Source organism: Nocardia jinanensis (genome assembly GCF_014645735.1).
Lineage (GTDB): Bacteria > Actinomycetota > Actinomycetes > Mycobacteriales > Mycobacteriaceae > Nocardia > Nocardia jinanensis.
The window spans coordinates 212480-224357 of record NZ_BMMH01000001.1 but is presented as its reverse complement, the minus strand read 5'-3'; the positions used below and the strand labels follow the sequence as shown (position 1 = coordinate 224357).

Here is an 11878-nt window from a genome sequence, read left to right as displayed (position 1 = left end):
CGGGGTATCCGGATCCGCGAACACCGGAAACTACTCATGAATATGGCGGCCGGATGAACCCTGACGCGAACGCCGGAGGCGCCGACCCGGCGGAACTCCTCGACGCGGTGACCGAACCGGTGCCGCGCGTACGGGAAACGATCGATACCCGCCGCCGTGCCGCGGCCGCGGAGGCCACCGTGCCACGGCAATCGCTGGCGTCCGGTATCCATCGCGTCGCGTTGCCCGACGACGAGTTCGCCGAAGTGGTCTGTGTGAACTGCGGGACGCAGAGCCGGGGCCCCCGATGCCCCACCTGCGAACACCCGCATCGTGTCCAGGATCGGTTCGAGGCCGATCTGGGTGTCGCGGGTCTGGTCACCGATCGCGGAATCCTGCACGCGCGTAACGAGGACGCCGTGGCGGCCGCGGTCGTGCCCGACGACAACGGGCAGCCGGAGACCATCGTGCTGGTGGTCTGCGACGGAGTCTCGTCCTCGCCGGACCCGCAGGCCGCCTCGGGCACCGCTGTGCGTTCCGGAGTGGATGCCTGCCTGTCGGCACTGGCCGGCGATCGCACTGCCGAGGAGGCCACTGCCGCGGGGATGGCGGCGGCGTCGGAGGCGGTCCGCAATCTCGTCGGACCCGACGGGGACGCACCGTCGTGCACCTACGTCTCGGCGATCGTGCGGACCGAACCCGGGGGCCGGATCTCGGTCACCGTGTCGAATATCGGCGACAGTCGCGCCTACTGGTTGGCGACCGGCGAATCGGCCGACGAACAGCCGGCCCGGCCCGGTCATCCGGGATTGCTCGCCGGGTCGCAGAAGCTCACCGTGGACGACTCCTGGGCGCAGACGCTGGTCGAGGCCGGCGCCATGGACGAGAAGGCCGCCATGGCCGATCCCCGGGCACATACTCTGATGCGCTGGCTGGGTGCCGACGCCGGTCAGCAACCCTGGTCCGGCGACAGTATCCGGACCTACTACGCGGACACCCCCGGCGTGCTGCTGCTGTGCACCGACGGCCTGTGGAACTATCTTCCCGGTGCGACCGATCTGGCTCGGCGCGCGCTCGGTGTACCGATCACCGAGGGCGCGCGGGCGCTCGTCGATTACGCCGTCGTCTGTGGTGGCAGCGATAACATCACGGTCGCGCTGACGCCGGTTTCCGGCGCCCGATGACTCACTGAACGGTCTCGGCAAATTTCGGGCAACGATCCGGATCCGCCGACCGCCGCCGATGCGATACGGCGTCTCCGCCGGCGGGCACAGCGGACATCGCTGTGTTTGCAAAAGTGCGAAGGCGGGTACAAGACGGGAAAGCCGGTGCGGATACCGAAGGTCGCGCCGGGGAGAGCACGTACGCACCTACCGCAAGGAGGTTCGTCATGAAGGGTGGCCTGTCCGCCGCTCCCGGAACAAGTATGGTCACCGCGAATCACGAGCTCATCCGCCAGTGGGCGCAGCGGCGCGGTGCGAATCCGGCGACGACACCCGGCAGTCAGTACGACGGAGAGGTGGGGGTCCTGCGTCTGGATTTTCCGCACTACGGCGGTGCCGTCCTGCAGCCGGTCAGCTGGGCGGACTGGTTCGCCACCTTCGACGCGCGGAAGCTGGTCTTCCGGTACCAGGAATTGCGCGCCGACGGTACGCCCAGCAATTTCTTCCGCCTGGAGCCTGTCGGCGATATCTGAACGTGAGGCATTTCACTTAGGGGGTTTACCGAGCAAGGCTTCCGGCTATCCGTATAACCGAAAGGTTGCTCGAGTAAGGTGAGTAGCGGGCTGTCGCGTCGGTACGGGGATGCGAAAACCCGCACCGCGGCACGCCACGTGCGTCTGCAAGGGATTGAATATTGAGCGCGAACCTGATGATCGTGGAAGACGACGACCGGGTCCGGGGCGCCCTGCGCCTGGCCATGGAGGACGAGGGCTACGACGTCGCTGAGGCCGAGGAGGCCGAAGCCGCGCTCACTCATCTGCGCACGATCGGGGTGCCCGATGTGATGATCGTCGATCTGATGCTCGGCGGTATGGACGGGTTCACCTGTATCCGCGAGATCCGTCGTGACCACGACGTTCCGATCATCGTGGTGAGCGCCCGCGACGATACCCACGATGTGGTGGCCGCCCTGGAGGCCGGCGCGGACGATTTCGTCACCAAGCCCTTCGAGATCAAAGAGATCACCGCTCGGATGCGAGCGCTGCGTCGGCGAGCTCGGCTGTCGGTGGAGCGGGAGGTGCCCATCGAAGTGGTGCTCGACGCCGATCCCGGCAGTCCACTGATCCTGTCCCCCGACGGGGGCGCGGTGCGCCGCGGCGACGCGGAGATCAATCTCACCATTACCGAGTTCCGGCTGCTGTGCGAACTCGCCGAGGTTCCGGGCCGGGTCCTCAGCCGTGATGTCCTGCTCGAGCGGGTCTGGGACCGCGGATTCTTCGGTGACGAACGAATCGTCGACGTCCATATGCGCCGGTTGCGCACCAAAATCGAGCGGGATCCGTCCGATCCGCAGATCGTGGTCACCGTCCGTGGCCTCGGTTATCGGCTGGACGTGCAGCGCTAAGTCATGGGCAGCGCGATGAGCGCGACTCGCATCGGCCTCGATGCGGGTGGCTGGAGCCTGCGCAGCCGGGTGACGACCGCGTTCGCGGTGTCCTCCGGTCTGATGGCGCTGGCTCTGGTTCTCGGGGTGTTCGCCGTCGCCGGTGACGAGAGCCGTACCTTCAGCGATCGGATCCAGCACCGGCCCGTGCTACTGCTGGGGTGCGGCATGGTCGCGGCACTGGTGGGCGCCGCCGTCGGTGTGTGGGTGAGCCGCCGGATGCTCAAACCGCTGCGCGATGTCGCCGCCGCCGCGGCGCTGATCGCCTCCGGGGAGCTGGACACCCGCCTGCCGCACAGCAACGACCAGGATCTCGCCAGCACGGTGGACTCGTTCAACCGGATGGTCGAATCCTTGCAGCGGCGGATCGACCGGGAACACCGGCTCTTCGGTGATGTCAGTCACGAACTGCGCACCCCGCTGACCACGCTGACCACCGCGGTGGATGTACTGAAGCGGTACCGCGAGGACATGCCGCCGCGTTCGCGTCGCGCACTGGATCTCGTGAGTGCGGAGGTCGACCACCTGCGGCGGCTGCTCGACGATCTGCTGGCGTTGGCCAGGGTGGAGGCCGGTATGCACCATGGTGACGCCGACCCGGTGTCGGTAGGTGACCTGGTCGCGCATACCTTGCACGACAGCCACCGCCCGGTGGAACTGCTCGATATCCGAGAGGACGTGACGGTCCGCGGGCGCAAGCTCGAACTCGAACGTGCCGTGGTGAACCTGCTGAAGAACGCCGATCGGCACGGCGGGGGCGCTGTGGCGGTGACGGTGTGCCGAGACGGTGGTGACGCCGTGGTGCAGGTGGACGATGCGGGCCCCGGGGTCGCGCAGGCGGACCGCGCACGTATCTTCGAACGTTTCGCGACTTCGCGCACGGGTCGCCGATCCGCCACCGGTGGGACCGGTATCGGCTTGGCGCTGGTCGCCGAAACCGTAGCCACGCATCATGGCCGGGTGGAATGCACGGAGCGTCCCGGTGGGGGCGCGCGTTTCATTCTCCGAATTCCGGTTATTCAACGAGAGGGGCCCACTTAACAAGCTCGTAACACGATCGTAAAGAACTCGACCAGGTCAGCTCAAAGTTGATTCGTAAGCCTGGGAAAGTACTGCAAGCAGACATCGGAGTTGTATGTCTTTACAAACTGAGTCCACGCAGAACGCCGGCGCCGCCGGCACCGGTTCGACCACATCGTCCACCGCGACCGATGCGGAGCCCGCCAGTACTGGCGTGGTCCTGCGCGCACCGCGGATCACCGACGCCGCGCGACTGTGGCAGATCGCCGACGAGTCGCAGGTTCTGGATGTCAATTCGAGCTATGCCTACCTGCTGTGGTGTCGCGATTTCGCCGCCACGTCGGTGGTCGTCGAGAGCGAAGGCCGCGTCGTCGGCTTCGTGACCGGCTATTCGAGACCCGAAGCGCCCGGCACCCTGTTCGTATGGCAGGTCGCCGTGGACGCCGACCAGCGTGGTCGCGGCCTGGGGGTCGCCATGCTGGACTGGCTGGTATCCACCGTCACCGCGCCCGGTCATCCGGCCGGCGGCGCCGTCGAGGCGCTGGAGACCACCGTTTCCCCCGACAATCCTGCCTCGATCGCCATGTTCGCCTCGCTGGCTCGCCGCCGCGGTGCCGAGATGGTGCGTAGCGAGCTGTTCGGACCGGATGTTTTCCCGGACAGCCACGCCGCCGAGGACCTATACCATATTTCCCCGATCGCCCGAAAAACCGAAAGGGATCACTCATGATTGCCGCTGAAACGACGATCTTCGACGAAATCGAATCGAATGTCCGCGGCTACTGCCGTTCCTGGCCGACGATCTTCACGACCGCGCAGGGCGCATGGCTGCGCGACGAGGCCGGTAGGGATTTTCTCGATTTCTTCGCCGGTGCGGGCGCGCTGAACTACGGCCACAACAATCCGATCCTGAAATCCGCGCTGATCGACTACATCGCGGGCGACGGAATCACGCACGGCCTGGATATGTCGACGGTTGCCAAACGCAAATTGCTGGAAACCGTCCGCGATACCCTGCTGGCTCCCCGCGGCTTGGACTACAAGGTGCAGTTCCCCGGGCCGACCGGTGCCAACGCGGTCGAGGCGGCGCTCAAGCTGGCTCGTAAGGTGACCGGCCGCCAGACCATCCTCAGCTTCACCAACGCATTCCACGGGATGACGCTGGGCGCACTGTCGGTGACCGGTAACGCCATGAAGCGCGCAGGCGCCGGTGTCCCGCTGAACCACGCCACCCCGATGCCCTACGACGGCTACTTCGACGGCACCACCACCGACTTCCTGTGGATGGAACGGGTGCTCGACGATTCGTCTTCCGGTCTGGACCGGCCGGCCGCCGTCATCGTGGAAACCGTGCAGGGCGAGGGCGGGGTGAACCTGGCCCGCGACGAATGGCTGCGGCATCTGGCCTCGCTGTGCGCGGCCCGCGGCATCCTGCTCATCGTCGACGATGTCCAGATGGGTTGCGGCCGTACCGGCCCGTTCTTCTCCTTCGAATCGGCCGGTATCACCCCCGATATCGTGACCCTGTCCAAGTCGATCGGCGGCTACGGTCTGCCGATGGCTCTGGTGCTGCTCAAGCCCGAACACGACGTGTGGTCACCCGGTGAGCACAACGGCACCTTCCGCGGTAACAATCCGTCTTTTGTGACCGCGCAGGTGGCGCTCGAGCACTATTGGTCCGATGATGTACTGGAGAAGTCCACCCTCGCCAAGGGCAAGCGGGTGGCCACGGCACTCGAGGAGATCGCCGTGGCCGTTCCGGGGGTGTCCACTCGGGGCCGTGGCCTGGTGCACGGGTTGGTCTTCGACGACGCCTCGCAGGCCGGGAAGGTGTGCCAGGTCGCGTTCGAACGTGGACTGCTGACCGAGACTTCGGGCGCGTCCGACGAAGTCGTCAAACTGCTGCCGCCGCTGACCATCGCCGATGACGAACTCGATCAGGGTCTGCACATCCTGAGCGACTCCGTCGAAACCGTCTGCAGCTGAAAGGGAACATCCGAATGATCGTGCGCACCACCGAGGAAATCACCGGCACCTCCCGCGATGTGGGTGCCGAGAGCTGGCGGAGCAAACGGATCGTGCTGGGCGGTGATGGAGTCGGGTTCTCGTTCCACGAGACCACCATCGAGCCCGGCACCACCCACGTCTTCCACTATCAGAACCATGTGGAAGCGGTCTGGCTGGTCGAGGGTGAAGGCACCCTCACCGACCTGACCAACGACCGCACCTACGAACTGGCCCCCGGCACCATGTATCTGCTGAACGGCCACGAGAAGCACGAGGTGCGGACACGGACACGGATGCGGATGCTGTGCGTGTTCAATCCTCCTGTCACGGGGCAGGAGGTGCACGACGAGAACGGCGTTTATCCGTTGATCGCCGTTCCGGCCGACTGAGAGGAAGGACGAACGACGTTGGTAGACAATCGGATCGATCGCTATCCGACCAGAACCGCCGAGCGCCTGCCGCTACAGGAGCGGCACGACGCGACTGTGTGGGGCCGGATCGGCAACGCGGAGCTGGCTGCGTTCGATACCGACGGTTTCGCAATAATGGATCGCTTGCTGGCGCCGGAGGAAGTGGCCGAGTACGCCGCCGAGATCGACCGGCTGGCAAGCGATCCGGACTTGCGGGGTGACGACCGGCTCATCGTGGAGAAATCGTCGCAGCAGGTGCGCTCGGTTTTCGAGGTGCACAAACTGAGTCCGGCGGTGGCGGAGCTGGTGCGGGAGTCCCGGGTCGTGGACCTGGCCCGGCAGGTACTGGGTTCGGATGTGTACATCCACCAGAGCCGGGTCAACTATCTGCCCGGATTCGGCACCGGTTTCTATTGGCACTCCGATTTCGAGACCTGGCACGCCGAAGACGGTATGCCATCGCCTCGGGCGGTGAGCCTGTCCATCGCGTTGACCGACAACTACCCGTACAACGGCAGCCTGATGGTGATGCCGGGGTCGCACTGGACGTACGTGCCCTGTCAGGGCGCGACGCCGGCGGACAATTTCCGGGAGTCGTTGCGTGAGCAGGAGATCGGAGTGCCGAGCAAGGCCGATATCACCGACCTGGCCCATAAGTACGGGATAACCCAGTTCACCGGTGCGGCCGGTTCGGCACTGCTGTTCGACTCGAACATCATGCACGCGTCGGGCAACAACATCACGCCGTTCCCGCGGTCGAATATTTTCTTGGTCTTCAACAGTGTGGAGAACACCCTGGAGAGACCTTTCGCCGCGCCGGGCCGGCGACCGGCCTACATCGCCGATCGCGAATTCACGCCGGTGTAGACGGGACATGTGCCCAGGGCGACGGGGACGAATCCAGTGCGGGTTCGTCCCCGTCGTCGTGTCCGGGTCAGCTTTGCGCTGGTGCGGAACCGGTGCCGGCCTGTTCCGTGTCGTGCAGCCGTCGATAGAGGGTGAGCCAAGCGTCGGGAGACACCAGACCCACGGGAACATCGTTCGCGATTCCGGCTGCCGCGCAGGCCGAGTTCACGTGGCGTGCGGAGTGAGCACGGCGCAGCGAGGCGGCGAGTGAACCGCCGAGTCCGGAGAACCCCAGTTCGACCATTCGCCGGTACCCTGCGCGCGCGGCGACGGGGAGCAGGGGTTCGGGGCGACGCGCGATATGCAGCACCGCGCCGTCCACCCGGGGGACCGGAAAGAACTCCCGGCGGTCGATCCGCGCACCCAACACGAGTGTCGATTCCGGCCAGTGCGTGACGGTGAGTTTGGTCCACCGGCCGTAGTCGCCGCTGTGTTTGCGCGCGAATTCGTACTGGGTGAGCAGAGTGGCCGAGGTCAGCCGCGGCGCGGCCAGGCACCAGCGCAAGATATCGGTACTGACCGCGAACGGGATGTTCGCGACGACGGCGAACGATTCGCGCGGTGCGGTGACGGTGCGGAAATCCTGATTCCGCACCTGGATACGCCGGTCGCCGGAGTAGCGGACGGCGAGCCGTCGGGCGTAGTGCGGATCCTTCTCGTAGGCGACCACGCGTTCGGCCGCGGGCATGAGGTGGCGGGTGAGCATACCGTCGCCGGGACCTATCTCGAGGACGAGATCGTCGCGGCCGATACCGGAGGCCCGCACGATACGGCGGGCGGTCCGGGGGTCGGTGAGAAAATTCTGGGACAGCCGCTTGCGGGTCGCGGATACGCGGGCACGCGGACCCGGGGCAGTGCGGGACATGGGAATCCTCCGAGGAGTGGGCCGAATCGAAAGAGCTGATTCGCCCGGACCCATGCCGGGGCAGAGTGCGGCGCGCGAGGGCGCCGAGTGCCGCAACAGTGCCGGCTCGATCGAACCGGCACCGATTCACGGCCGAACGGTCCCGCGGTGGGGACGGTGCGGCCGGATCAGCGGAGTGTGGGGTGCGCCGGCAGAGTCCGAGCTGCCGTGCGCGGGCGGATGTAATATGCGCCGACCGCGCACACCCCGTTGCACAAAGTTCCCATGCCGGCCCACTCTAGGAGGGCCGCCCGGGCCGGTCCATTGATTTTCCGCGTCGTTCCCCGGCCGGTGATACCGCTTCGTCGCGGCGCGCACCGGCGGCGGTGCCGGGAGCCTATCCCGCGGACTGCGGGCACAACACGGGGCGCGGATCTCCGGTCGCGGCGCCCGGCGCTAGGAGTTCCGAATCCTTCTCGGGCACAGTCTGTTCGATAATCGGCTCACTTCCGGGCTGTGGTCCGGCAGCCGCGCCGCCCTGGCGGAAACTCCGGCTCAAGCGCCGGTAGTAGCTGCTTCCCAGAGCGAAGCCGGTGAACAGCAGACCCAGAATGCCGAGCAGTACGAACACCAGCGCCATACCCCGGGCCTCACCGGTGCCGAACCAGCTGCCGATTCGGCGCGCACCCGCCCCGTCGGTCATGAACGGGATGAAGAAGAACTGGGTCAGCGGGCTGAGCAGGAAGGCGGTGAGCGGCGACGCCGCCTGTTCGACGCTCTGGGCGAATCCGAAGACCCGGCCCTGTCGCTGATAGGGCACGACCTTCTGCAGCACCGTCTGCTCGGCCGCCTCGGCGAACGGCATGAGCACCATGAAGACGGCCATTCCGCCGATCAGCAGCAGTACGGAATCCTGTATCGGGAACACCAGCATCACCGCCCACAGCGCGAGATTGACCAGCAGGATCAACCGCACCGGGTTCGACGAGGTTCCGGTGCGGGCCACCAGCAGGCCGCCGATGATCATCACACCGCTGAGCACGCCCCAGACGACACCCCATGCCTGTACCGACATCATCGACAACGCGTACGGGTCCATCAGCGCCATGAGCCCGCCGAACAACAGATTGTTCAGCGCGGAGAAGACGATGAGCGGGATCATCCCGGGAATCGCGCGGATGACGCGGACGGTTCCGCGCAGGTCGACGCGCTGGGGTTCGCCCGCGGCCGCGGCGTGGGCCAGCGACTCCGGCAGTGTCAGCCCGCGCAGGTGCACCACCGCGACGGCCGGCACGACAACGGCCAGGACCAGCACGCCCAGCATGCCGTTCCACCCCACCAGCAGGGCGCTGGCCACCGAGGTGATCAGATGGGAGACACCGGTCGTCGTCCCGACCAGTCCGTTGGCCCGGTCCCGGACCCGTTCGTCGAACATGGCGGTCACCATGGTGGGTAGCGCGATCGTGCGCAGGCTCCCGGCGATCACGCCGGTCATCGCGAGGACGACGAACATCCACAGGCGCACACTCGCCGGATCGCGCCATACCTCGGCAGGGGTGATCACATAGCAGACCAGCGCGACCGCGTAGATGCCCAGCGAGACCAGCGCGGATACCTGCATAACGCTCTTCTTGCGGTGGTGGTCGACGATACTGCCGAACCACACTCCGGTGCCGGCCATGGCGACCAGGAAGATCCCGGCGATCATCCCGGTGGCGAATACCGAACGGGTCTGCAGGTATACGAAGAACGTGATGCCGAACCAGACGGTGTAGTTGATGAACGACACCAGCAGAACGTTCACCAGTAGGTGCGCGAAGGTCCGGACCGTGCGGTCCGTGAAGTCGAGACGGTCCGCGGGTTCGGCAACTGTTCGCCGGGGGGTTTCCATAGTCATGAACTCAACAACCTCGACATTGGTTCAGGTCAAGGGGTGACCTGCCGGAAGATTCACAACTTGGACCGCCGGGGTCGTCGAAAATGATCGCTGTACCGGAAATCGCCGTATCGATGCTGTTCACAGCCCTGCGGTCGGCACCGGGTACGAATCCGTGGTCTGGGCGGCATTGGCGATCACCTCTTCGGCGACGGCCTGGGTGCGCCACATCCGCGCCTCGGGGACCGCGCCACGCTGCTCCAGCAGATCGGCGAGGCGCGCCATGGCCCGGATCTGCCGACGTCCGGCCGCCACCCGCCACCACCGTTCCGCGGCGTCGAGCTCGTCGTGCCGATAGTAGAGTTCGCCCAGGTCGTAGGTGGCGCCGAGATGGCCGGCGTGGGCGGCTTCGGCCCACAGCCGGGCAGCCTGCTCGTCGTCTCCGCTCGCGCGCCACGCCGCACCGAGACTGTGCAGCCGATCCGGGGTTTCCGGGGCGGGCTCGCTCCCGAGGGCCGGAAACGGGGCGAGCGAACCGTCGGCGACAGTATCGATCACCGAATGGCCACCGGTGGAGGTGGATTCGTCCGCCGGCTCGTATCGTGCGGTGCGCGGCGCGGCGAAATAGACGGCGGGCAATGGAAATACGGACGGACCGCCGCTGGTGAGCGGCGTCCGGGGAGGTTCCGGGCCGTAGTCCGGCAGGTCCTCGTCGCTGATCACCGGGACGAGGCCGGTCTGGTCCGGGGACGAGGCCCAGCCGTGGACCGCGGCGAGCTCCCGGTCCGCGATCTCCCCGAGGGTCCGGGTGTACCACTGGTCGGGGCCGGTGAGCAGGGTCGCCGGGTCGGTGTACTCGAGGTCCGGCAGGTGATCGGGCACCGGGTCGTCGAAGAGGGACGAGTAATCGAGGAATTCGTCGGGGTCGTCCAGGGGCTCGACGAGGAGATCGGCGCCCTCGGTGTGCCGGGTGTGCAGGACCAGGTCCGCGAGACTGCACGGGTAGCCCTCCGGCTCGGCCACATCCGTCCTCGGCTCTCCCGTGACTTCGCCGCGCCGCGCCGCATACTGTTCCGCGTCGGCGACCGGGGCTGTGCGCGTATCCGGAACAGTTGCGCGCGGGATCGTCGCGCGGCCGGTTTCCGGCGGGGTGGCGGGTATCGAAACCGACGGTACGACGCCGGTTCCCGGAGTGAACAGCCGCGGATGCGGATCCACCGGGGTGCTGCGGACCTCCACCACCAGATCGGCGAAATCGGGTGGCCCTTCGCCCATGCTGCACCACAGTACGGTCCGGTCGTTATCGGTGTGTTCGACCACGATTCCGTAGTTCCCCGACCACGATCGCGGTTCACCCGCGGCGTCCGCCCAGACCGGAGTCAGTGCGAAGAGCGCGCCGGGTGCGGTCGCGGACAGGTCGAAGGTGATCCCGCGCTCCAGGGCGTCGTGCCAGATATCGACCCCGGCCAGCCGTCGCCGATCGATACCGATGTACCCGTCGACCATGGACAGGCCGATGCCGACACCGGTCAGTCCGGCCGGCGGTGTGGCCGACAGCAGCGTGACCGTGAGTGCCGCTGCCGCGGTGGGCAACTGTTCGCTGTAGAGCGGGTAGACCGCAGTACCCTCCCAGTCGATCGGTTCGGCGCTGCGGTAGCGGGCCGCCAGGGGTGGATCGTCGGCGTACGGCTCCACCGGAATCTCGGTGGAGGTCGGCTCGCCGAGTGGATCGCTCGTCAGCAACGGCGTGGCATCGAGGCGCAGTCGATGGAGGTACCTCGGTAGTTGTCCGGCACGCGGTGCCGAAGCGGGCATATCAGCCTGCGATGGAACAACTCCGGTCGACGACGATACCGGATCGAACATATCCTGCCCCGCCTTTCCCACCGCTCCCGTTGACCCCGCAGCAATGCGGTGGCTATACCGTACTAGCCGGATCCGTCGCGCGTGGGCCTATTCCGTGGGTGACAACACGTTCGAGTGTCGCGATACCGCGCTGCGGGCTCCGGATGAACCGGCAGACCCCGCCGAAAGCCGATGCGCTGCGTGGTAACCGTCCGCGTGCAGGGACCGGAACCTCCGCCGATTCGCCGGAGGACTGGACCGGATTCGCCGATACGGTTCCTCTTGTCGCGTTCGGTCACCTGCCACGTCCTGGCGCCGACGGCTCGGAAAACCGGTGCGGCACGATCGGGTCCCCGCCCGGCGTGTCAGGAAGTTTCGCACGCA

General features: G+C 66.7%; 11 protein-coding genes. 8 read left to right on the top strand and 3 right to left on the bottom strand.

Annotated elements, in window-relative coordinates:
• The first annotated feature begins 53 nt into the window (after window positions 1-53).
• The 8 genes from IEY68_RS01035 to thpD all read left to right on the top strand — a co-directional run bounded on the left by IEY68_RS01035 (window position 54) and on the right by thpD (window position 6890).
• A complete protein-coding gene (locus tag IEY68_RS01035) occupies window positions 54-1163 on the top strand; it encodes a PP2C family protein-serine/threonine phosphatase (RefSeq protein ID WP_058855709.1) in 1110 nt (369 codons plus the stop codon).
• A 206-nt stretch (window positions 1164-1369) separates the two neighbouring features.
• Window positions 1370-1675: a hypothetical protein gene (locus tag IEY68_RS01030; protein ID WP_058855710.1), complete on the top strand. Its 306-nt coding sequence runs from the start codon at window positions 1370-1372 to the stop codon at window positions 1673-1675.
• A 161-nt stretch (window positions 1676-1836) separates the two neighbouring features.
• Window positions 1837-2547 (top strand): response regulator transcription factor, encoded by a 711-nt coding sequence (locus IEY68_RS01025; RefSeq protein WP_058855711.1) that lies wholly within the window; start codon window positions 1837-1839, stop codon window positions 2545-2547.
• A 15-nt stretch (window positions 2548-2562) separates the two neighbouring features.
• The gene (locus IEY68_RS01020) at window positions 2563-3627 is read left to right on the top strand and encodes a HAMP domain-containing sensor histidine kinase (RefSeq protein WP_229718551.1); all 1065 of its coding nucleotides are present in this window, start codon (window positions 2563-2565) and stop codon (window positions 3625-3627) included.
• 94 nt (window positions 3628-3721) lie between these two features.
• Window positions 3722-4336 carry a diaminobutyrate acetyltransferase gene (ectA, locus tag IEY68_RS01015; RefSeq protein WP_082681474.1) on the top strand — a complete coding sequence of 205 codons (615 nt, stop codon included), beginning with the start codon at window positions 3722-3724 and terminating at the stop codon, window positions 4334-4336.
• The gene (gene ectB, locus IEY68_RS01010) at window positions 4333-5592 is read left to right on the top strand and encodes a diaminobutyrate--2-oxoglutarate transaminase (protein ID WP_058855713.1); all 1260 of its coding nucleotides are present in this window, start codon (window positions 4333-4335) and stop codon (window positions 5590-5592) included. Before ectA ends, ectB begins: the two co-directional genes overlap by 4 nt.
• A gap of 14 nt (window positions 5593-5606) precedes the next feature.
• Window positions 5607-6002 carry an ectoine synthase gene (locus tag IEY68_RS01005; RefSeq protein ID WP_058855714.1) on the top strand — a complete coding sequence of 132 codons (396 nt, stop codon included), beginning with the start codon at window positions 5607-5609 and terminating at the stop codon, window positions 6000-6002.
• A gap of 18 nt (window positions 6003-6020) precedes the next feature.
• Window positions 6021-6890 carry an ectoine hydroxylase gene (thpD, locus tag IEY68_RS01000; protein WP_058855715.1) on the top strand — a complete coding sequence of 290 codons (870 nt, stop codon included), beginning with the start codon at window positions 6021-6023 and terminating at the stop codon, window positions 6888-6890.
• A gap of 67 nt (window positions 6891-6957) precedes the next feature.
• On the opposite strand, the gene erm is transcribed toward thpD, so the two are convergent.
• The 3 genes from erm to IEY68_RS00985 all read right to left on the bottom strand — a co-directional run bounded on the left by erm (window position 6958) and on the right by IEY68_RS00985 (window position 11464).
• Window positions 6958-7794, bottom strand: coding sequence for a 23S ribosomal RNA methyltransferase Erm (gene erm / locus IEY68_RS00995; protein ID WP_058855716.1), 837 nt, complete (start codon window positions 7792-7794; stop codon window positions 6958-6960).
• Between the two features lie 376 nt (window positions 7795-8170).
• Window positions 8171-9670, bottom strand: a complete 1500-nt coding sequence (locus IEY68_RS00990; protein WP_082681475.1) for an MFS transporter — start codon at window positions 9668-9670, stop codon at window positions 8171-8173.
• 120 nt (window positions 9671-9790) lie between these two features.
• Complete coding sequence (locus tag IEY68_RS00985; RefSeq protein WP_156426268.1) at window positions 9791-11464, bottom strand: SEL1-like repeat protein; 1674 nt, start codon at window positions 11462-11464, stop codon at window positions 9791-9793.
• Between the last annotated feature and the right edge of the window lie 414 nt (window positions 11465-11878).

Bases quoted from the DNA above. Each gene is read 5' to 3' on its own strand.
- IEY68_RS01035 (WP_058855709.1), top strand. From the start codon at position 54: ATGAACCCTGACGCGAACGCCGGAGGCGCCGACCCGGCGGAACTCCTC.
- IEY68_RS01030 (WP_058855710.1), top strand. From the start codon at position 1,370: ATGAAGGGTGGCCTGTCCGCCGCTCCCGGAACAAGTATGGTCACCGCG.
- IEY68_RS01020 (WP_229718551.1), top strand. From the start codon at position 2,563: ATGAGCGCGACTCGCATCGGCCTCGATGCGGGTGGCTGGAGCCTGCGC.
- ectA (WP_082681474.1), top strand. From the start codon at position 3,722: ATGTCTTTACAAACTGAGTCCACGCAGAACGCCGGCGCCGCCGGCACC.
- ectB (WP_058855713.1), top strand. From the start codon at position 4,333: ATGATTGCCGCTGAAACGACGATCTTCGACGAAATCGAATCGAATGTC.
- IEY68_RS01005 (WP_058855714.1), top strand. From the start codon at position 5,607: ATGATCGTGCGCACCACCGAGGAAATCACCGGCACCTCCCGCGATGTG.
- erm (WP_058855716.1), bottom strand. From the start codon at position 7,794: ATGTCCCGCACTGCCCCGGGTCCGCGTGCCCGCGTATCCGCGACCCGC.
- IEY68_RS00990 (WP_082681475.1), bottom strand. From the start codon at position 9,670: ATGACTATGGAAACCCCCCGGCGAACAGTTGCCGAACCCGCGGACCGT.
- IEY68_RS00985 (WP_156426268.1), bottom strand. From the start codon at position 11,464: ATGCCCGCTTCGGCACCGCGTGCCGGACAACTACCGAGGTACCTCCAT.